24 protein-coding genes are annotated in these 19,274 nt (G+C 70.6%); 9 read left to right on the plus strand and 15 right to left on the minus strand.

Annotated features, from left to right (window positions below; all coding sequences use genetic code 11):
• Positions 1 to 6: 6 nt before the first annotated feature.
• The 5 genes from AC5L30_RS19745 to AC5L30_RS19765 form a co-directional block, all read right to left on the minus strand.
• Positions 7 to 516 (minus strand): methylated-DNA--[protein]-cysteine S-methyltransferase, encoded by a 510-nt coding sequence (locus AC5L30_RS19745; RefSeq protein ID WP_494868987.1) that lies wholly within the window; start codon positions 514 to 516, stop codon positions 7 to 9.
• Positions 513 to 1,973 (minus strand): AlkA N-terminal domain-containing protein, encoded by a 1,461-nt coding sequence (locus tag AC5L30_RS19750; RefSeq protein WP_494868988.1) that lies wholly within the window; start codon positions 1,971 to 1,973, stop codon positions 513 to 515. Before AC5L30_RS19750 ends, AC5L30_RS19745 begins: the two co-directional genes overlap by 4 nt.
• 87 nt (positions 1,974 to 2,060) lie before the next feature.
• A complete protein-coding gene (locus AC5L30_RS19755) occupies positions 2,061 to 3,485 on the minus strand; it encodes an FAD-binding oxidoreductase (protein ID WP_494868989.1) in 1,425 nt (474 codons plus the stop codon).
• A 218-nt stretch (positions 3,486 to 3,703) separates the two neighbouring features.
• The gene (locus AC5L30_RS19760) at positions 3,704 to 4,204 is read right to left on the minus strand and encodes a hypothetical protein (protein WP_494868990.1); all 501 of its coding nucleotides are present in this window, start codon (positions 4,202 to 4,204) and stop codon (positions 3,704 to 3,706) included.
• Entirely contained in the window at positions 4,201 to 4,710 is a 510-nt protein-coding gene (locus AC5L30_RS19765; protein ID WP_112583752.1) for a SigE family RNA polymerase sigma factor, read from the minus strand. Before AC5L30_RS19765 ends, AC5L30_RS19760 begins: the two co-directional genes overlap by 4 nt.
• Positions 4,711 to 4,850: 140 nt before the next feature.
• Between AC5L30_RS19765 and AC5L30_RS19770 the strand changes: the two genes are divergently transcribed.
• From AC5L30_RS19770 to ychF, 3 genes are all read left to right on the plus strand, one after another.
• Positions 4,851 to 5,354: a hypothetical protein gene (locus AC5L30_RS19770; protein ID WP_494868992.1), complete on the plus strand. Its 504-nt coding sequence runs from the start codon at positions 4,851 to 4,853 to the stop codon at positions 5,352 to 5,354.
• A gap of 126 nt (positions 5,355 to 5,480) precedes the next feature.
• On the plus strand, positions 5,481 to 6,215 hold the full coding sequence (locus tag AC5L30_RS19775; RefSeq protein ID WP_494868994.1) for a Type 1 glutamine amidotransferase-like domain-containing protein: 735 nt from the start codon (positions 5,481 to 5,483) through the stop codon (positions 6,213 to 6,215).
• Positions 6,216 to 6,337: 122 nt separating this feature from the next.
• Complete coding sequence (ychF, locus tag AC5L30_RS19780) at positions 6,338 to 7,423, plus strand: redox-regulated ATPase YchF (RefSeq protein WP_494868996.1); 1,086 nt, start codon at positions 6,338 to 6,340, stop codon at positions 7,421 to 7,423.
• 159 nt (positions 7,424 to 7,582) lie between these two features.
• Here ychF and AC5L30_RS19785 read toward each other — a convergent pair whose 3' ends face one another.
• Positions 7,583 to 8,389, minus strand: a complete 807-nt coding sequence (locus AC5L30_RS19785) for a hypothetical protein (RefSeq protein WP_494868998.1) — start codon at positions 8,387 to 8,389, stop codon at positions 7,583 to 7,585.
• A 60-nt stretch (positions 8,390 to 8,449) separates the two neighbouring features.
• Positions 8,450 to 8,824 (minus strand): VOC family protein, encoded by a 375-nt coding sequence (locus tag AC5L30_RS19790; protein WP_494868999.1) that lies wholly within the window; start codon positions 8,822 to 8,824, stop codon positions 8,450 to 8,452.
• A 114-nt stretch (positions 8,825 to 8,938) separates the two neighbouring features.
• On the opposite strand from AC5L30_RS19790, the gene AC5L30_RS19795 reads away from it, so the two are divergent.
• Genes AC5L30_RS19795 through AC5L30_RS19805 form a run of 3 tightly spaced genes read left to right on the plus strand, consistent with a single transcriptional unit; the run spans position 8,939 to position 10,190 of the window.
• Entirely contained in the window at positions 8,939 to 9,397 is a 459-nt protein-coding gene (locus AC5L30_RS19795) for an SRPBCC domain-containing protein (RefSeq protein WP_494869001.1), read from the plus strand.
• Positions 9,394 to 9,744: an ArsR/SmtB family transcription factor gene (locus AC5L30_RS19800; protein ID WP_494869003.1), complete on the plus strand. Its 351-nt coding sequence runs from the start codon at positions 9,394 to 9,396 to the stop codon at positions 9,742 to 9,744. Before AC5L30_RS19795 ends, AC5L30_RS19800 begins: the two co-directional genes overlap by 4 nt.
• 2 nt (positions 9,745 to 9,746) lie before the next feature.
• A complete protein-coding gene (locus AC5L30_RS19805) occupies positions 9,747 to 10,190 on the plus strand; it encodes an SRPBCC family protein (protein ID WP_494869004.1) in 444 nt (147 codons plus the stop codon).
• Positions 10,191 to 10,295: 105 nt separating this feature from the next.
• Here the strand turns inward: AC5L30_RS19805 and AC5L30_RS19810 are convergent, their stop codons facing one another.
• From AC5L30_RS19810 to AC5L30_RS19825, 4 genes are all read right to left on the minus strand, one after another.
• The gene (locus AC5L30_RS19810) at positions 10,296 to 11,027 is read right to left on the minus strand and encodes a class I SAM-dependent methyltransferase (RefSeq protein WP_494869005.1); all 732 of its coding nucleotides are present in this window, start codon (positions 11,025 to 11,027) and stop codon (positions 10,296 to 10,298) included.
• 222 nt (positions 11,028 to 11,249) lie between these two features.
• Positions 11,250 to 11,612 (minus strand): PH domain-containing protein, encoded by a 363-nt coding sequence (locus AC5L30_RS19815; RefSeq protein ID WP_030337500.1) that lies wholly within the window; start codon positions 11,610 to 11,612, stop codon positions 11,250 to 11,252.
• A 10-nt stretch (positions 11,613 to 11,622) separates the two neighbouring features.
• A complete protein-coding gene (locus AC5L30_RS19820; RefSeq protein WP_494869006.1) occupies positions 11,623 to 12,378 on the minus strand; it encodes a class I SAM-dependent methyltransferase in 756 nt (251 codons plus the stop codon).
• The gene (locus tag AC5L30_RS19825; RefSeq protein WP_494869007.1) at positions 12,375 to 13,259 is read right to left on the minus strand and encodes a LysR family transcriptional regulator; all 885 of its coding nucleotides are present in this window, start codon (positions 13,257 to 13,259) and stop codon (positions 12,375 to 12,377) included. The genes AC5L30_RS19820 and AC5L30_RS19825 overlap by 4 nt, the downstream gene beginning before the upstream one ends.
• Before the next feature lie 114 nt (positions 13,260 to 13,373).
• Between AC5L30_RS19825 and AC5L30_RS19830 the strand changes: the two genes are divergently transcribed.
• Together AC5L30_RS19830 and AC5L30_RS19835 are read left to right on the plus strand one after the other, a co-directional pair.
• Positions 13,374 to 13,727, plus strand: a complete 354-nt coding sequence (locus AC5L30_RS19830; RefSeq protein ID WP_494869009.1) for a DUF1801 domain-containing protein — start codon at positions 13,374 to 13,376, stop codon at positions 13,725 to 13,727.
• The gene (locus AC5L30_RS19835; RefSeq protein WP_494869011.1) at positions 13,724 to 14,146 is read left to right on the plus strand and encodes a VOC family protein; all 423 of its coding nucleotides are present in this window, start codon (positions 13,724 to 13,726) and stop codon (positions 14,144 to 14,146) included. Before AC5L30_RS19830 ends, AC5L30_RS19835 begins: the two co-directional genes overlap by 4 nt.
• Here the strand turns inward: AC5L30_RS19835 and AC5L30_RS19840 are convergent.
• Entirely contained in the window at positions 14,133 to 14,441 is a 309-nt protein-coding gene (locus AC5L30_RS19840; protein WP_112675736.1) for a 4a-hydroxytetrahydrobiopterin dehydratase, read from the minus strand. The two genes, AC5L30_RS19835 and AC5L30_RS19840, sit on opposite strands and share 14 nt — an antisense overlap.
• 183 nt (positions 14,442 to 14,624) lie before the next feature.
• Here AC5L30_RS19840 and AC5L30_RS19845 point away from each other — a divergent pair, with 183 nt between their 5' ends.
• The gene (locus AC5L30_RS19845) at positions 14,625 to 15,068 is read left to right on the plus strand and encodes a (deoxy)nucleoside triphosphate pyrophosphohydrolase (RefSeq protein ID WP_494869013.1); all 444 of its coding nucleotides are present in this window, start codon (positions 14,625 to 14,627) and stop codon (positions 15,066 to 15,068) included.
• Positions 15,069 to 15,241: 173 nt separating this feature from the next.
• Here the strand turns inward: AC5L30_RS19845 and AC5L30_RS19850 are convergent, their stop codons facing one another.
• Genes AC5L30_RS19850 through sdhC form a run of 3 tightly spaced genes read right to left on the minus strand, consistent with a single transcriptional unit; the run spans position 15,242 to position 19,050 of the window.
• Positions 15,242 to 16,306: a succinate dehydrogenase/fumarate reductase iron-sulfur subunit gene (locus AC5L30_RS19850; RefSeq protein ID WP_494869014.1), complete on the minus strand. Its 1,065-nt coding sequence runs from the start codon at positions 16,304 to 16,306 to the stop codon at positions 15,242 to 15,244.
• On the minus strand, positions 16,303 to 18,231 hold the full coding sequence (locus AC5L30_RS19855; RefSeq protein ID WP_494869015.1) for a fumarate reductase/succinate dehydrogenase flavoprotein subunit: 1,929 nt from the start codon (positions 18,229 to 18,231) through the stop codon (positions 16,303 to 16,305). Before AC5L30_RS19855 ends, AC5L30_RS19850 begins: the two co-directional genes overlap by 4 nt.
• A 12-nt stretch (positions 18,232 to 18,243) precedes the next feature.
• A complete protein-coding gene (sdhC, locus tag AC5L30_RS19860; protein WP_112583731.1) occupies positions 18,244 to 19,050 on the minus strand; it encodes a succinate dehydrogenase subunit SdhC in 807 nt (268 codons plus the stop codon).
• Between the last annotated feature and the right edge of the window lie 224 nt (positions 19,051 to 19,274).

A 19,274-nucleotide genomic window follows, 5' to 3' on the forward strand; every position in this document is an offset into this window, starting at 1 on the left:
CCTCTGTCAGCTTGCTGTCAAGCGTCGCTCATGACCGAGAAGCCACTTCTTCACGTCCAGCCCCCACCGGTAGCCGCCGAGCGTGCCGTCGGTGCGGAGAACCCGGTGACACGGTACGAAGAGGGCTGCCGCGTTCCGGGCGCAGGCGGCCGCGGCCGCCCGCACCGCCGGTGGACGACCGGCCAGCGCGGCGTACCGGGTGTAGGTGACCGGGGTGCCCGGCGGCACCTCGCGCAGCACCTGCCAGGCGTGCGCCATGAACTCTCCCCCGGTGTGTTGCCGGACCGGCACCGCGTCGATGGCGGCGAGGTCACCGTCCAGGTAGGAGCGGACCGCCGCGCTGACCGGGCCGAGGTCGGCCCGCTCCCGCAGCGGTGCCCGAAGGGCCGGGTGGACCAGGGGCAGCAACGCCGCCGGGTCCGGGGTGAAGCCCGCTGCCCGTACGTCACCGTCGGGGCCGGCGAGGATGCTCAGTGGGCCGGCCGGTGTGCTCAGTACGGTGCTGTCGATGCTCATGCCGCTCTCCAGAGTCTGATCGTGGCGTAGGACCGCCAGGGACGCCAACGCTCGGCGTACCCGTCGAGGGTTTTTTGGGTGTCGGGCAGCCCGAGCGCGGCGGCGCCGCGTCGGACCGCGAGGTCGGAGCTGAGCAGGACGTCCGGGTCGCCGAAGGCGCGCATGGCGAGGTAGTTGGCGGTCCACGGGCCGATGCCGGGCAGCGCGAGCAGTCGCCGAACGGCCTCTCCCCGGTCCACCCCCGGCGCAAGGTCGACGGATCCGTCCACCACCGCCCGAGCCAACCCCCGCAAAGCCTCCCGCCGCCCAGCGGGCATCCCAAACCCCGAATCCGGCAGGGCCAAGAGCTCCTCCGCGCTCAGGAACCCCCGCAGCTCGCGACCTGGGGTTCGATCTCCGCCGATCTCGTCAACCTCATGATCGACCCGGTGGGAGAGGAGGCGGGTGAGGGTTGTTCTCGCGGAGGTGACCGAGATTTGTTGGCCGATGACGGCGCGGACGGCCAGTTCGAAGGCGTCGACCGACCGGGGGACGCGGATGCCGGGCTCGGCGGCGATCGCCGGGGCCAGCGCCGGGTCGGCGGCCAACGTGGCGTCGATGGCCGCCGGGTCCGCGTCCAGGTCCAGCAACCGGCGGCAGCGGGCCACCACCGGGGCCAGGTCGCGCAGGTCGGCGAGCCGCAACGTCGCCGCCACGTGCCCGTCCGCGGGCGTCAGCGCCACCTGACCGGTGCCGTGCGGCAACCGCAGACCCCGGTGGTACGTCCCGTCGCGGACCTCCTCCACGCCGGGCAACGCCCGCACCGCGAGGAAGTCCAGCAGCGCCCGGGCGTGCAGCGGCGGGCGGTACGCCAGCCGGAGCGCGATGGTCCCCGCCCCGGCCGGCGCCCGCTGGCGGCCACGAGCCGCGCGCAGCTCCGACGGGGCGCTCGCGTACACCTCGCGAAGCGTGTCGTTGAACTGCCGCACGCTGCCGAAGCCGGCGGCGAACGCGATCTCGGCCATCGAGAGGTCGGTCGTCTCGATCAGGATCCGGGCGGTCTGGGCGCGCTGGGCCCGGGCCAGCGCGAGCGGCCCGGCGCCCATCTCGGCGCTCAGCATCCGGTGCAGGTGCCGCTCGGTGTAGCCCAGCCGGGAGGCCAGCCCCGGTACGCCGTCCCGGTCGACAACCCCGTCGGCGATCAGCCGCATCGCCCGGCCGACCACGTCCGCGCGGACGTCCCAGAGCGGTGAGCCGGGCGCGGCGTCCGGCCGGCAGCGGCGGCAGGCGCGCAGCCCGGCACCCTGCGCCGCGGCGGCGGACGGAAAGAACCGGACGTTCTGCCGCTTGGGCGTGATGGCCGGGCAGGACGGCCGGCAGTAGATGCCGGTGGACGTCACCCCGGTGTAGAACCAGCCGTCGAACCGCTGGTCACGGCTGTCCACGGCCCGGTAACACCGCTCGAAATCCATCTCCATGTCACCGATGATGCCCCGCCCGACCGGCCATCGGCTGGCGGGAATCGGACCTGGGTGTGCGCGGCCGGCCGCAGGCCCCGCCTCCGGTCAGCGGCGGCGTCGGTGCGGCTGCCCGGACCGGCCGGTCCGGGAGCCCTGACCGGTCCGATCGGCCTGGCCGGCACCGTTGGACCGGTTGCCCTGGCTGGCGCGGTTGGCCTGGCCGCTCAGCAGCGCCGATCGGAACACACCATCCGGGTCGTACCGCTTCCACAGCCGCCGGACCCGCGCCCCGGTCTCGCCCGGGTAGATCCGGGCGAACGCGGCCGGGTCCGGCCGGCTCTCGAAGTTGACGTACGCGCCGTCGGCGCGCGCCCCGGCGGCCCGCCAGGCGGCGTTCAACGCGGCGTCGGCCTGCGGCGGAAACACCGAGGCCACGATCAGCGTGTCCTGGTGACGATGCGGGTACGCGGTCGCGTCGGAAGCGACGTCGTTGACCGCCCCGCCCAACGAGCGGAGCTGGATGACCGCCCGCCCCGGCCCGGTCACCGCTCGCGTCACGGCCCGCGCCCCGCCCTCGTCCAGCGCGGTGAACAGACCGTTGGTGGTCGTGCCACGCTGCTGCCCGACGTTCGGGTTGAGGTGCGCGGTCGGCACCAGCGTCGGGTAGGGCAGCAGATCGGCCCGGTGTTCGAGCACCTTGCCGATGGCGAGCAGCGGTTCCACCGCCGGTCGGGCCCGGCGCAGGCTCTCGGCGGCGACCACGGCCGTGATGGACATGAGGACCGACCGACCCTCCGCGAACACCACGGCGGCCGCGGACAACTCCCGTGGCGCCTGCGCGAGGTAGCTCGTCCACTCCCGGATGGTGCGACCGTCCGGATGCGCCTCGACGACCAGCTGCGCGACACCGACGTTGCGCTGCTCGGCCGCCTGGATCTCGAAGGCCACCACGATTCCCGCGCCGGCCCCCGCCCCGCGGACCAGCCAGAACAGCTCCGGCTCGTGGTCGGCGTCCGCGCGTACCAGCGTCCCGTCCGCCAGCACCACCTCGACGGCGCGGATCCGGTCGATGGTGAGGCCGTGCGCGCGGACCAGCCAGCCGACACCACCGCCGGTGGCCAGGCCGCCGACGCCGACGGCGCCGTAGTCACCCGAGCTGATCACCAGGCCGTACGGGGCCAGCGCCTTCGCCACGTTCGCCCAGCGGGCGCCGGCCTCGACCCGGACCAGCCCGGCCCGCTCGTCGATCACCTGAACCCGGTTGAGCATGGAGAGGTCGATGACCACCCCACCGTTGTTGGACGAGGCTCCGGACAGGCCGTGCCCGCCGCTGCGGACCGCGATGGGCAGCCGCTGCTCCCGCGCGTAGCGGAGCGCGTCCACCACCTGCGCGGTGGTCTTCGGCAGCAGGACGGCGGCCGGCGACGCCGACCTGGTGTACGTCGAGCGCAGGTGCGCGTACCGGCGGTCGCCGGGGGTGACGAGCTGCCCCCGGAGGGAGCCGGGCACCCGGGCCATGGCGGTGCTCATCGTTGCCCCCGCAGTTGGCGCCTCGGGTGTCCGGGATCGGTCATGGCCCAAGAATGAGCGGGCACACCGGCCTCGACAAATTCGGTGGACGGTCCGCTCCCGTCGGCGGGTTCGCACGGCGCTCGCCGGAACGGGGAGCGCCGTGCGAAGGTGACCGGAATCTCCTGGGTTGACCGGTCAGGCCGGGGCGGAAGAACCACCGACCTGACCGGTTCTGCTCAACGCGACGGGCTCGGCGAGGCAGTCGGCCGGCCCGGCACGCCGGGCGGGCCCAGCGAAGTCGTCGGGGTTGGTGAGACGGACGGGTCGCCCGGCGTGCCTGGCCTGCCGGGCGGGCTCGGCTTGACAGTCGGGTGGCCCGGTACGCCGGGCGGACCCGGCGTGATCGACGGGTCCCCGGGCGCACCTCCGGGGCTCGGCTCGACCGTCGGCACCGTGGTGGGCGCGGACGGCGTGGGCACGGGCGGGCTGGGCACGGCCGCCGGGCCGGCCGGGCTGGGCACGGCCGGGGGAGGCTCGTCCGAGCCGGTCGCGGCCAGCGCGAGCGGAGTGGCGATCAGGATCGCCGCCAGCGTGCTCACCGCCCCCACCGTCACCGTGGCGCGGCGTCGGTTGCGCACCCGCCGTTCCGCTCGGCTCAACTGGTCATGCACGATCGGTGCCTCCTCGGCCAGGTCGGTGAGGGTGGAGCGGATGAGGTGCTCGAAGGGCTCGGTCATCGCCGTACCTCCAGCATGTCGACGTCCGGCAGCAGGTCGCGTAGTCGCTTCACCGCTCGATGGGTACGGCTGCGTACGGTCCCCACCGAGCAGCCCAGCAACTCGGCCACCCGGGCTTCGGGCAGGTCCTCGTAGTAGCGGAGGACCACCACCGCCCGCTGCGTCGGTGGCAGGTGACGCAGCGCGGCCCGCATCGCCAACCGCACGTCAGAGCCGCCGCTCGGGTCGCCACCGACCGGTTCGTCCGCCGGGTTGAGCGGTGTCTCCCGCCATCGGCGCAACCGCCGCCACCAGCTGATCTGCTCGCGGTACATCACCACCCGCAGGTAGCCCTCCGGATCGGCGTGCCGAATGGTCCCCCACTTCGGGATGGTCCGCGCCAACGCCGACTGGAACAGGTCCTCGGCGGCGTTGCGGTCCCCGGTCAGCAGGTACGCGACCCGCATCAGCGCCGGAGTCCGGCTGCCGACGAACTCGGCCAGCCGCGCGCGCTCGTCCTCGTCCACCCACCACCCCCGTTTCGTTGTCACAGATACAGACGTCCCAGGTCATCGTCGCTATCCATGATCGGTGGGGTTTTTCGGCCCGAAAGTGTCGGTCGTGCCGGGTAGCGTCCGGCCACCAACTGAAGAAGGGGTGCGGCGACATGACGAGCGTGGCGGGTTGGGCGGCGGCGTCGACACCGGGTGCGTTCCCGCCGTTGCCCCGCGCGGTGGCGCAGTCCTTCTACCGCCGGATGCGAGCCGTCGCGCCGGCCGCCGTGGGCGCCATCGAACGGGACCGGGCGGGCGACCCCGAGCAGAGCTTTGCCGACACCGCCTGCGGCCGGTTGGCCGGCTCACTCGACGACGCGGGCCTGCGGGCGCTCGGGATGTGGACGCACCACTGGTGCATGCGCTTCTACGACGACGACACGAGGGTTGGCCGGCGGTTGATCCGCGAGATCGCCGCGCGGCCGGGGCTGGGCTGGACGGCCGACGAGGTGCGGTGGATGCTGCGCGAGTCGGTCTCGGCCGGCCCGGCCGCCGCCGACCGGTTCACCCTGCCCCGTGCCGCCGCCGGGCAACTGCCCCCGGCCGACCGTCCGGCCCTGGGTCGATGGCCCGAGGTCGAGGTGCCCCGCCAACGGCGGCCAGACCAGTCTCGTTGATCATGCGGCTGGCGGGGTGTTCGACCGCCACACCCGCGGGTGTGGCGGTCGGGCCCCGCACCGAACGGGCGGGAGGCCGGCTGCGGCAGGATGGACGCCGCACCGCCCGCCACGGAAGGACGCCCGATGCCCGCCAGCGAACCGACCATCATCGCCACCAGCATGGGTTTCTTCCGGGGCGACCGCGGGCCCTACGACCTGCGCCCCAGCCCGGTCTTCGAGCTGGCGGCCGAGTTGGCCGAGGCCGGTCCGCAGCCGCGGGTCTGCTACCTCGGGCAGGCCGTCGGCGACCAGCCCACCTCGCTGACCGCCGTCTACGGCGCGTTCACCGACACCCGGTTCCGGCTGTCACATCTCGCCCTGTTTCCGATGCCGAACGTCGAGGACATCCGCGCCCACCTGCTCGCCCAGGACGTGATCTGGGTCGGCGGCGGCAGCGTGGCCAACCTGGTCGCGGTGTGGCGGGTGCACGGGCTCGACGAGATCCTGCACGAGTGCTGGCAGGCCGGCGTGGTGCTGGCCGGCGTCTCCGCCGGCTCGATCTGCTGGCATGTCGGCGGTGCCACCGACAGCTTCGGCCCCCGGCTGCGCGGCTTCACCGGGGGCCTGGGCTGGCTGCCGTACGGCAACGGGGTGCACTACGACAGCGAGGGCCAGCGCCGCCCGCTCATGCACGAGCTGGTCGGCGACGGTGCGCTCCCCACCAGCCACTGCACCGACGACGGTGTCGGCCTGGTCTACCGGGGCACCCGGCTGGTCGAGGCGATCGCGGACCGCGAGGGCGTCTCGGCGTACGAGGTCAGCCGGGGCGCCGACGGCAGCGTCCGGGAGGCGGTCATCGCCCCCCGCCTGCTCGGCTGAGCGTCACGCTGCCGGTCAACCGCCTGCCGGGGCCCGGCCGGAACGACGATCGACCACCTGCGCGACGCCGAATCGGAGCCGCCTGGACCGGCCTGGCCGGGACCGGCGTAAGCTGGCCCGTCGTGAGTCTCACCATCGGCATCGTCGGCCTGCCCAACGTCGGCAAGAGCACGCTTTTCAACGCGTTGACCAAGAACGACGTGCTGGCGGCGAACTACCCGTTCGCCACCATCGAGCCCAACGTCGGCGTGGTCGGGCTGCCCGACGAGCGGCTGGGCAAGCTGGCCGAGATCTTCTCCTCGCAGAAGGTGCTGCCGGCGCCGGTGTCGTTCGTCGACATCGCCGGCCTGGTCCGCGGCGCGTCGAAGGGGCAGGGCCGGGGCAACGCCTTCCTGGCCAACATCCGGGACGCCTCGGCGATCTGCCAGGTCGTCCGAGCCTTCTCCGACCCGAACGTGGTGCACGTCGACGGCAAGGTCTCCCCGGCCGACGACATCGAGACGATCAACACCGAGCTGATCCTCGCCGACCTGCAGACCCTGGACAAGGCGCTGCCCCGGTTGGAGAAGGAGGCCAAGCTCCGTAAGGACCGGGCCGCCGCGGTCGCCGCCGCGAAGGCCGCGATCGAGGTGCTCGACGGTGGCACCACCCTCTACTCCGGGGCCGCCGCCGCCAAGATCGAGCTGGAGCACCTGCGCGAGCTGCACCTGCTCACCACCAAGCCCTTCCTGTACGTCTTCAACGTCGACGAGGCCGAGCTGGCCAACGAGACGTTCCTCGACGAGCTGCGCGCCCTGGTCGCCCCCGCCGAGGCCATCTTCATGGACGCCAAGATCGAATCTGAGTTGGTGGACCTGCCCGAGGAGGAGGCCCGCGAGCTGCTGGAGTCGATCGGGCAGAACGAGCCCGGCCTCAACCAGCTCGTCCGCGTCGGCTTCCGCACCCTCGGCCTCCAGACGTACCTCACGGCCGGCCCCAAGGAAGCGCGCGCCTGGACCGTCCCGGTCGGCGCCACCGCGCCGGAGGCCGCGGGTGTCATCCACAGCGACTTCCAGCGCGGCTTCATCAAGGCCGAGGTGGTCTCCTACCACGACCTGGTCGAGCACGGTTCGATGGCGGCGGCCAAGGCGGCGGGCAAGGTCCGCATCGAGGGCAAGGAGTACGTCATGCAGGACGGCGACGTGGTGGAGTTCCGCTTCAACGTCTGACCCGTACGCCTGCTGTTGATCAAAAGCGGTAGACACAGTGGATCGAGTGCCTGTGCGCCCGTACTCCCAGTCGTACGACTACCAGCCGCACCCGGCTCCGGAGCGCGAGACGTTCTACCGGGTGATCCGTCATGGCTGGCGAGCATGCACCTCGCGGCGTCAGGGGCGGACGGCCTTTTCGCCATGGACGACTGCGTACTCCGCGGCGAGCCAGGGCCCAAGGTCGTCAAGGAGTTCGCGGAGCACACCCGGAGCCGGCGAGGGCGAGCGGCCGACAACGGTAGCTCTACGCATCTGCCCGGCGCGTTGCGGATAGTAGAGCCCGAACGCCTCGGCGGACTCGGTGAGGTCGCTTGTCCAACCTCCCCATTGCGGCATGATCAGCGTGAATCCCGTCCTGACGATGCGCCGAGCGACGAGCCGGCTGAGTGCCTTGCGTTGGTGGTCCGTGTTCGCTGCGGCTGCCTGGTGGCGCCAACCTGGAAGAGCAAGTGACAGGTCGCCGTTCGTCTCGCGGGCGAGCAGGGGAGTGGGCCGGTACCGAGGTAGCTGGTCGGCGAGGTCGTCGCCCAGCAGTGGAGTGCACAGGCAGGCGACGAAGAAGCCGAGGTCGTGCCGCTCACGCTCGCTGAGCAGCGTACGGGCACTGAACAGTAGGATCCCCACGCCGTCGATCTGCGGAAAGGACTGGTCGAGAGCTTGCTCGACCAGGGTGGCAGCCGCCCGGTCGGTTTCGGTTGGCTCGGTGCGCAGGGCGAGAAGCAGGTCGAGATCGGAGGCGCCGAGGATGGCGGTGCCACGCGGGATGCTGCCGTAGAGGTAGGCACTGTGCAGCCGGCCACCGTCGAACGACTCGGCTATCCGAGCGCGTGCCGCGTCGACAACACCGGCGAACGCGGCCGGGACCCGACTCAGTGCACCCTCACGTGCGATCCATCCATCGACGTCCAGTCCTCTTCCGGCCATGGGGACACTCTGCCGGAGTTGGCGACGATGCTCAGCCACCGCCCGGGCGACCTCGGCGTCCTACTGCTCGGCCCAGGCGCCCAACTCGTTGCCGCTGGGGTCGGTGAAGTGGAACCGCCGGCCACCGGGGAACTCGTACGGCCCGTTCACCACCTGGCCGCCGGCCTCCTTCACGGCCTGCACGGACCGGTCCAGGTCGGTGGAGTAGAGCAGCACGAGCGGGCCGCCCGCCCGGACTTCGCTGTCCAGACGGAGACCGCCCACCTCGGGGGCGTGGTCGCCGTGTGGGCTGCGGATGCCGGCGTAATCCGGCCCGTAGTCGTTGAACTGCCACCCGAACGCGTCCGCGTAGAAGCGCTTGGCCACGGCGATGTCGGTCACCGTGAGCTCGATGTAGTCGATGGCGTGGTGTTGGTGCGGCGATGGCTCAGACATGCGCCGATCGTGCACCCCGGGTACGACGAAACCACGACAGGCAACGAAAGGTTGCGCAACGAGGGTGGGCTGTCGTAGGTTACGTGCAACAAAAGGTTGCGAAAGGTTGTGGGTATGGAACAGGGAACGATCGAACGCGACATCCACGTCAACGCGTCCCCCGAGGTCGTCTTCGAGGTGGTCAGTCAACCCGAGCACATGCGGGAGTGGTGGCCCGACGACGCGCGGTTCGAGTCGGTCGCCGGCGCGCCCGGCGAGCTGGTGTGGCGCGACGCCGACACCGGCGAGACGAAGACCGTCGCGCTCGCCGTCGTCGAGGTCGACCCGCCGAAGCGGTTCTCCTTCCGGTGGTGCTTCACCGAGCCGGACCGGAACGGGCAGGCGCTGTTCGTCACCTTCGACCTGGTGCCCAGCGGCTCCGGGACGCTGATCCGGATGACCGAGACCGGGTTCCGCGAGCTGGGTTGGGAGGTCGCTGCCCTGGAGGAGCAGTACCGCGACCACGAGAACGGTTGGGACCACTACCTGCCCCGGCTGGGCGCGTACGTCGCGCGGCTGGTCGCGACCCCGTGAGCGCGGTGGTCGACGACGAGTTGTGGTCGGCGATCGGCGACCCCATTCGGCGTACGATGATCGATCTTCTTCTGGCCGACGGACCTGGCACGGCCACCTCGTTGAGTAGGCGACTGCCCGTCACCCGGCAGGCCGTCTCGAAGCACCTGGCGGTCCTGGACCGGGTTGGGCTGATCCACGCCGAGCCGGCCGGTCGCGAGCGTCACTACCAGGTGGACGAGGCGCAACTCGCCCGCGCGGTGGCCCAGTTGTCGGCGGTCGGCTCCACCTGGGACGCCCGACTCCGCCGGATCAAGCGCATCGCCGAAACGATCGAACGTCACCGCACCAACAACCAGGGAGGCTGAAAATGGTCGACATTCTGCACCAGGTCGGCGTCGTCGCACCGCTCGACGATGTCTACCGAGCGGTGGCAACCCCCGAGGGCGTCGCGGGTTGGTGGTCGATCGACACGACCGGCAAGAGCGAGGTCGGCGGGCGATTGGCCGTCCACTTCGGTGACGAGGGCGGTTTCGACCTGGAGATCCTTGAGCTGGACCCGGCTGGCCGGGTGCGGTGGCGGGTCGTCGGTGGCCCCGAGGAGTGGATCGGCACCGAGATCGGCTGGCGGCTCGGTCAGCGAGGTCGGTACACGATCGTCGACTTCACGCACGCGGGTTGGCGCGAGCCGACCGAACTCATGCACGAGTGCAGCACCAAGTGGGCGATCTTCCTGATGAGTCTCAAGGAGTTGGTCGAGACGGGGCGCGGCCGGCCGGCGCCGAACGACGTCCAGATCAGCGACGGGCACTGACTCTCGGTACCACCGAAAGACGGAGATCGACTCGGGTTCCTTGAGATCGTGGGGTCACGGGCATCTCGACACCCCCGGTTCAAGGAACCCGAGCCGATCAAACTGCTACCCCGCCCGGTAGACGGAGATGTGCGACGGGCTGTCGGCCTGGAACGGTCGTCGGTGCCAGTCGGCGTACCGCTCGGTGAGCCGGAGCCCTGCCTGCTGCGCCATCTCGTCGATCTGGTGCGGCCAGGCGTACCGCATGGCGAACGGCTTCAGGTGCACACCGTCCGCGTCGAACGTGATGGTCTGCCGGATGAACCGCTGCGCCGGCCGGTCGTACCGGTGCAGCCGGATCGTCGCGGAGTCCTCGGTGACGGCACGCACCTGCACCTGCTCGTCCGAGTCGAAGCTGCGCGGGTCGGGCACGAACGTCTCGATGACGAAAGCGCCGCCGGGCGACAGCACCCGGGCGACGTTGCGGAAGCAGTCCGCTTGCCGCTCGGCGTCCACCAGGTTGAACAGGGTGTTGAAGACCAGGTACGCGAGCCGGAACTCACCCTGCACCGGAACGTCCGCCATGTCGGCGACAACCACCGGGATCCGCTCGCCGCCGGGTTTCGCCCGCAGCTGCGCGAGCATCTCCTCGGACGCCTCAACGCCGTGCACGGCGAGGCCGCGCTCGGCCAGCGGAAGCGCGACCCGACCGGTGCCGATCGCCAGTTCGAGAACCGGACCGCCGTCGGCCAGGTCGGCCAGGAAGTCCACGGCGGGCGCCGGGTCGGGGTTGCCCGGGCCGTCGTAGTCGGCGGCCCAGAGCCGGCCGAAGAGGCCGGGATCGTCGAAGACCGACATCAGCGGCCTCCGGGGTTGGGGTCAGTGGCGCCCAACAGCGCCAGGGAAACAGTGCTGCTCACGAAGTCTCGATTCCTCGGGTCGGATGACGGTGGGTTCGGGGGACCTCGTCGTGTTGGGCATGATGGCTGCTCCCTTCGCGCGGCTGTCGACCCAGGACACCAGAGACGCCGCGGGCCCGGCAAGGCGATTACGCCAGCCGGGCCCATGACGGGCGTGCCGTCAGGAGATGTGGTGCAGGATCACGTTGTGTACGTGGTGGCTCTTCTGCGCGCCACGGAACTCCACCTCGTAGGTGTGCGTGCCGACGTGGATGGCGATGGCGCCGGTGGAGAAGAACGAACCACCCCACGACTTGTTGCTGACCACGCTCACGCTGGTGATCTTCGAGTACGGGATGCTGGTGATCGCGAACCGCTTCCCGACGAAGGAGCGGTCCTGGATGATCACGCGGCGGTCGGTCAGCCCGATGAACCCGGTGCCGGTGCCGACCGCGTCGTAGACGGCGATGATCTGCTCGCCTTCGAGGAGGCCACTCTCAATCTGCTGGACCTGCTCTTTGCGGTCGTACGCGATGTTCGCCATGTGATCCAGGCTAGAAAACCGGTGCCACCGCGCCCACTCGGGCGAGGACCACGAACTCGCCGTCACCGTGGCCGACCGGCTCGCCGTGCCAGCCCCCGTAAACGCGGTCCACCACGAAGCCCGCCCTGGTCAGGGAGGTGCGCAGCTCGGCCTCGGTGCGGAAGCGCAGGCTCGCCGAGCTGAGGATCTCTTCGCCGTCGTCGAAGTCGTAGTGGTGGGTGAAGTCGACCACTCCGTCGCGTACCCCGGTGACCCTGGTCCAGGCGCGGACCTGGCCGCCGTCCGGCAGCGAGACCAGCCGATGCGAATCCACCGGGTTCCACCGCTCCCAGCGACGGTCCGCCGGGTCGCGGGCGTCGAACACCAGCCGGCCGCCAGGCCCGAGCGCCCGGGCCAGGTCGGCGAGGGTACGCGCCCACTCCGCATCGTCGACGAAGAACTGCGCTACGTGGCTGGTCAGCACCGCCACGTCGAACGCCCGCTCCGGCAGCAGCGCCGAGGTGCCCTCAAGCCAGGTCACCCGCTCGCCACCCGGCTTGGCTCGAGCGGCGGCCAGGGACACGCCGGCCGGGTCCACGCCGGTGACGGTGTGGCCGGCGGCGGCGAGGGCAACGGTCAACCGGCCGGTGCCGCAGCCGAGGTCGAGCACCCGGGCGGCCGGAGTCTCGTCGACCACCGCCTGGAAGAAGTCGTCGTCCGGCCCCCACCGGCACTCGGCGTCGTACACCTGGACCAGCCGGTGGTGGCGAAACTCGGCGTGTCTCATCGGGGGTTCGCGTCGGTCGCGGCGCGGACGAACTCGCGTACCCGGGTGGTGGTGTTGCTGGGCAGCCAGACCGGCCCGCGTTCGATCGGCGGCGCATCATGGATCGGCACGTACGCCACGTCAGGGCGCGGGTAGTAGCGCCGCGTGTGCTCGCCGACGGGCAGGACACCCCGGCCCAGCGCGACCAGGGACAGCATCTCGGAGAAGGTGTTCCCGGCCGGGCCCTTCGGCACCGGCCGGCCGGACGGGGTGCGCTCCGGGGTGCGGTCCCGCTTGAACTCCACCGAGGTCACGGTCGGGTACTGCACCACCGGGTGGTCGGCGAGCACCTCCAACGACACCGACCGTTCCCGGGTGAGCGGGTGGCCCGCGGCCACCGCCAGCGCCCGACCCTCGGAGAGCAGTGCCGGGCCGGTGGCCATCCCGTCGAACGGGTACGACGCGATCAACACGTCCGTCGTGCCGTCGAGCAACCCCGATCGGGTGGTGGACAACTGGGCCTCGTGCACCTCCACCCGGCAGTCCGGGTGCCGTTCACCGAACAGGGCCACCGCCCGGAGCAGCACCGGCGCGGTCCACTCGCCGAGGAACGCCACCCGTAGCGTCCCGGTCACGCCCCGGGCGGCGTCCATCGCGTGGCGGACGGCCTCGTCCATCCCGGCGACCAACGGGACCAGCTCGTCGGCGAGCTGCCGGCCGATCGGAGTGAGCCGGACGACCCGACTGGTGCGGGCGAACAGTGGTGCGCCGATCTGGCGTTCCAGCTTCTTCACGATGTGGCTGACCCGACCGGTGCTGACGGTCAACCGCTCGGCGGTCCGGCCGAAGTGCAGCTCCTCCGCGAGCGTCAGGAACGTCTCGACCTCGTACCGCTCCAGCACACCGTTCCCATCGTTGACCTGTGGGCAACGATCGTAGCGGCATCAGGTCTTGGTCGGCGTCCCTCGTCCGGGGATCGTGAACGCGGCAGGGAACACCGAGCGAAAGGCTCTGACGTGAGCATTGACGACTACCTGACCGGCCTGGCCGGCCCACTGCGCGAGATCGGCGAGAAGCTGACGCCGATCATCGCGGCGGCCCTGCCCGGGGCGACCGGGGCGATGTGGCACGGGCACCCGGTCTGGGGCCTGGGCGACCGGCCCGGGCAGCGCCCGATCTGCCTGATCAAGGCGTACGGGTCGTACGTCACCTTCGGGCTGTGGCGAGGGCAGGAGATCACCGACCCGTCCGGGCGGCTGATCCCCGGTGCGCGGGCGATGGCAGCGGTGAAGTTGCGCGGCGTCGCCGACGTCGACCCGGCGCTGTTCAGCGGCTGGCTGCGCGCGGCGGCCACGCTGGAGGAGGCGTGAGCGCGGTGCGGGTTACCGGTTTCGATCACCTGGTGCTGACCGTCGCCGACGTGGAACGGTCCCTGGACTTCTACTGCGGGCGGCTCGGGCTGGCGCCGGTACGGGTCGACGAGTGGCGTGCCGGCAGCGTTCCGTTCCCGTCGGTGCGGATCAGCCCCGGCAGCATCATCGACCTTGTCCGGGGTGAGCCGCAGGGCGCAAACGTGGACCACTTCTGCCTGGTGGTGGCACCACTGGACTGGGCGCAGGTGATCGAGTCGGGGGTCTTCACGGTGCTGACCGGGCCGGTCAGCCGATTCGGCGCCCGCGGTTCGGCGACCTCGATCTACGTGCGGGACCCGGACGGCAACTCGGTGGAGCTGCGCTGGTACCCGCAGGACGCCGGGTCGGATTCGGAGACGGTGGTCACGACTCGGTGACCGCCCGGTACGCATCCTCGATGCGGGCGGCCAACAGCACCTCGCCCTCGGTCAGCGGCTCGCCGCTGCCGTGCCCGACCCGGATCTGGGTGCTGTCGGCCCGGCGGCTGATCTCGGGCCGCAGATGCAGCGCATCCGCGACGACCTTGACCCGTTCAGTTAGTGCGGCGTGTTGGGTATCGTCGATCACGAGCGTCCGTCGGATCTGCTCGCCCTCGCGCGTCCAACCAGATAGCAAGGTCAACGCGTCGGAAAGGTAGTCGTGCTTGGCCCTGCTGTTGAACAGCACGCGCATCACCGCACCCCCCAAGCGCCGTTGCCGGCTTGTGGCCAAATCGTCGCCATCCCGTGTCTTGTCGGTGTCTCCTAGTCTCTCGCTGCCCGGAGGGGGTGTCCACGCCCACACTTCCGTGTCTTATTGGCCTAGCGGACGGCTACGGTACCCAAACCGCCGATTGATCTGGCACCCTGGACGCCCGTGCGGACCGAACGGGCGAATGATGGCGGGCAGGCCGAACGACGGGACCTGAAGGTGATCGTCGGAGCGGCGATCATCCGGGATGGGCGAGTGCTCGCCTGTGCGCGTTCCGCCCCACCCGAGGTAGCGGGCATGTGGGAGTTTCCGGGCGGAAAGGTCGAGCCGGGGGAGGCCGAGACCGACGCGTTGATCCGGGAGTGCGCGGAGGAGTTGGCCGTTCGCGTCGAGATCGGTGACCGGGTCGGCCGCAACGTACGGATGGCGCACGGCCGCTCGGTGCTCAAGGTGTACGCGGCCCGCCTGCTCGGCGACGACCAGCCACAGGCGCTGGAGCACGAGGCGCTCCGCTGGCTCACCGCCGACGAACTGGACTCGGTCACCTGGCTCCCCGCCGACGCCCCCATCGTGGCCGCCCTCCGCCCCCTCCTAACCCCAACCCCCTAACCCCACCCCTGCGCCCCCGCCCCTGTCTCCGGGTGATCAAGAGGTTTCGGTCACGATCACGCCTTCTGATGACCGAAACCTCTTGATCACCGTGGTGGGGCGCCGGGGACGGGAGTGGGGAAGTGGGACGGGGGCCGTGGCAGTTGCCACGGCCCCCGTTGTTGTTCGGGTGGTTAGTGCTTGTTGTCCTGCTCCGGGTGGGCGAAGTTGAGGTGCTCCGGAGGCAGCGGGAAGGTCACGTCGTCACCGAACGGCGACGGCGCGGCGGCCCGGTCGAAGGTGAGCTCGGTCAGCGGCAGCTTGCCCCGGTCGTCGACCGCCGGCGCGGTCGGGTGGGGCACCTCCCGGTGCCAGTTGACGCCGCTCTGCGCCTGCGCCTCGGCCCGCGAATCGTGGGAGGCACCCGCGTGCGAGTGCACCCCACCCCGGGCGGAGCCCGGCGTCGCCGAGCCCTGACGGGCGGTGGTCACGCTGGTCTGGGGCGTCTCGCCCCGACGGAAGATCTTGCTACCAAGCCACACAAGGGGATCGTACCTGCGGTCGACGACCCGTTCCTTCATGGGGATGATCCCATTGTCAGTGATCTTGATGTGCTCGGGGCAGACCTCGGTGCAGCACTTGGTGATGTTGCAGAAGCCGAGGCCCTGTTCGGCCTGCGCGTACTCCTTGCGGTCGGTCCGGGCGTCCAGCGGGTGCATGTCCAGCTCGGCAGCCCGGATGAAGTACCGCGGGCCGGAGAACGCCTGCTTGTTCTCCTCGTGATCGCGGATCACGTGGCAGACCGTCTGGCACAGGAAGCACTCGATGCACTTGCGGAACTCCTGCGAGCGCTCGACGTCGACCTGCTGCATCCGGTAGTCACCCGGGGCCACGTCCGCCGGAGGGGCGAACGCCGGCGTCTCCCGTGCCTTCTCGTAGTTGAACGAGACGTCGGTGACCAGGTCCCGGATCACCGGGAAGGTACGCAGCGGGGTGACCGTGACGGTCTCGTCGTCGCCGAAGGTCGACATCCGCGTCATGCAACCCAGCCGCGGCTTGCCGTTGATCTCCATGGAGCAGGAGCCGCACTTGCCGGCCTTGCAGTTCCACCGGCAGGCCAGATCGGGCGCGTCGGTGGCCTGCAAACGGTGGATGACGTCGAGGACGACCTCGCCCTCGTTCACCTCCACCATGTAGTCCTGGAGGTCACCGCCGGTCTCGTCGCCCCGCCAGATCCGGAACTGACGCTTCGCGCTCATCGGTTGTCCGCCTCTCCAGCGTCGGCAACGAGGGCGTCGAAGTCGGCGAGCTCCTCGTCGGTGAGGTACTTGGCCAGCTCGGCCCGGTCGAAGAGGCCGATCAGCTCCGGCCGCATCTTCGGCAGCGGCTTGCGGGTCAGCTGCACGGTGTCGCCGTCCAGCGCGCAGACCAGGTTGACCTGCCGCCACTTCGGTTCCATCGCCGGGTAGTCCTCCCGGGTGTGCCCGCCGCGCGACTCCTGCCGCTCCAGCGCCGCCTTCGCGGTGCACTCCGAGACCACCAGCATGTTGCGCAGGTCCAGGGCCAGGTGCCAGCCCGGGTTGTAGCGTCGGCCGCCGGCCGCGCTCACCTTGGCCACCCGCTCACGCAGCTCGGCGAGCCGGACCAGCGCGTCGGCCAGTTCACCCTCCCGGCGGATGATGCCCACCAGGTCACCCATGACCGCCTGGAGGTCCTGCTGAAGGGTGTACGGGTTCTCGCCGGTGTCCCGTTGCAGCGGAGCGAGGGCGGTCTCCACAGCGGCCTCGACCTCGTGCACGGCCACCTTCGGCCGGGCGGCCAGCCCGTCGGCGTAGCTGGCGGCGTGCCCGCCCGCCCGCTTGCCGAAGACCAGCAGGTCGGACAGGGAGTTACCGCCGAGTCGGTTGGAGCCGTGCATACCGCCGGAGACCTCACCGGCGGCGAACAGCCCGCGTACGTGGCCGAAGGCGGCACCCGAATCCGGGTCCACCTCGACGCCGCCCATCACGTAGTGACAGGTCGGCCCGACCTCCATCGGCTCGGCCGTGATGTCGACGTCGGCCAGCTCCTTGAACTGGTGGTACATCGACGGCAGCCGGCGGCGGATCTCGTCGGCCGAACGCCGGCTCGCGATGTCCAGGAAGACACCGCCGGCGGGGGAGCCCCGGCCGGCCTTGACCTCGCTGTTGATCGCCCGGGCCACCTCGTCGCGGGGCAGCAGCTCCGGCGGACGTCGGTTGTTGTCCGGGTCGGTGTACCAGCGGTCCGCCTCCTCCTCGGTCTCCGCGTACTGCTTGCGGAAGACGTCGGGGACGTAGTCGAACATGAACCGCTTGCCGTCGGAGTTCTTCAGGACGCCGCCGTCACCACGCACCGACTCGGTGACCAGGATGCCCTTCACCGAGGGCGGCCAGACCATGCCGGTCGGGTGGAACTGGAGGAACTCCATGTTGATCAGCGTCGCCCCGGCGCGCAGCGCCAGCGCGTGCCCGTCCCCGGTGTACTCCCAGGAGTTCGAGGTGACCTTGTAGGAGCGCCCGACGCCACCCGTGGCCAGCACGACCGCCGGGGCCTCGAACAGGATGAACTCGCCTGACTCGCGGTAGTAACCGAACGCGCCCGCCACCCGGTCACCGTCGAGCAGCAGCTCGGTGATGGTCGTCTCGGAGAACACCCTGATCCGGGCGTCGTACGAGCCGAACTCCCGCTGGTCCTCCTGCTGAAGCGAGACGATCTTCTGCTGGAGGGTGCGGATCAGCTCCAGGCCGGTCCGGTCGCCCACGTGCGCCAGGCGCGGGTACTCGTGGCCACCGAAGTTGCGCTGCGAGATCTTGCCGTCCTTGGTGCGGTCGAAGAGCGCACCGTACGTCTCCAACTCCCAGATCCGCTGCGGCGACTCCTTCGCGTGCAGCTCGGCCATCCGGAAGTTGTTGAGGAACTTGCCGCCGCGCATGGTGTCGCGGAAGTGCACCTGCCAGTTGTCCCGGCTGTTCACATTGCCCATCGCGGCGGCCGCGCCGCCCTCGGCCATCACCGTGTGCGCCTTGCCGAACAGCGACTTGGAGATGATCGCGGTCTTCTTGCCGGCCAACCGGGCCTCGATCGCCGCGCGCAGACCGGCGCCGCCGGCCCCGATGACGACGACGTCGTAGTGGTGTCGTTCGATGCGAGTGGTTGTGGTCATGTCAGGGGCCCTTTAGTTGATGAACCGCAGGTCGGAGAACCAGCCGGCCGCGAGCGCCATGATGTAGAAGTCGGCCAGCGCCAGGGTGCCGAGGGTGATCCAGGCGAGCTGCATGTGCCGGACGTTCAACGCCGAGACGAAGGTCCATGCCTTGTACCGCACCGGGTGCTTGGAGAAGTGCTTGAGCCGGCCGCCGATGATGTGCCGGCAGGAGTGGCAGGAGATCGTGTACGCCCAGAGCATCACCACGTTGAGCAGCAGGATGATGTTGCCCAGCCCGAAGCCGAAGCCCTTCGGCGAGTGGAAGGCGAGAATCGCGTCCCAGGTGTTGATCAGCGAGATGATCGCGGCGGCGTAGAAGAAGTAGCGGTGCAGGTTCTGCCCGAGCAGCGGGAAACGGGTCTCACCGCCGTACTCCTTGTGCCCGTCCGGGACCGCGCAGGCCGGCGGCGACAGCCAGAACGACCGGTAGTACGCCTTGCGGTAGTAGTAGCAGGTGAGCCGGAACAGCAGCAGGAACGGCAGGGTCAGCGCGGCGTCCGGGATGATCCACCAGCCGGGCAGGAACCGGCCGAAGTGCGAGGCTTCCTCGACACACCTGTCGGTCACGCACGGGGAGTAGAACGGGGTCAGGTAATGGAACTGGTCCACCCAGTACCACTTGTGCATGAACACCCGGACCGTCGCGTACGCGACCCAGGCGCTGAGCCCGATCACGGTGATCAGCGGGGCGAACCACCATCGGTCGGTACGCAACGTCTTCGCCGCGATGGCGGCGCGCGCCCGCGCCCCCCGCGGCCTCGTTGCCGTTGAAGTCATTCGAGTCGTCTCCTCGACGGGCCCGTACGGGCGGGCTGGTCTCTCTCCGGTCGGCACGCGGACCGGCGAACCCGCACCCGCTGCCACGTCATGCGCACACCAACGACCACGCCGGATCGACCGACGCAGCTAAGTGACACACGTTACGCCGATCTCTGCGAGCCGTCCGCGCAAGGGAGTGTCCCGTGTGTCTGACCTGCGGAAAAGCCCCCACGCGCCGGTTT

Source organism: Micromonospora sp. BQ32 (genome assembly GCF_059358895.1).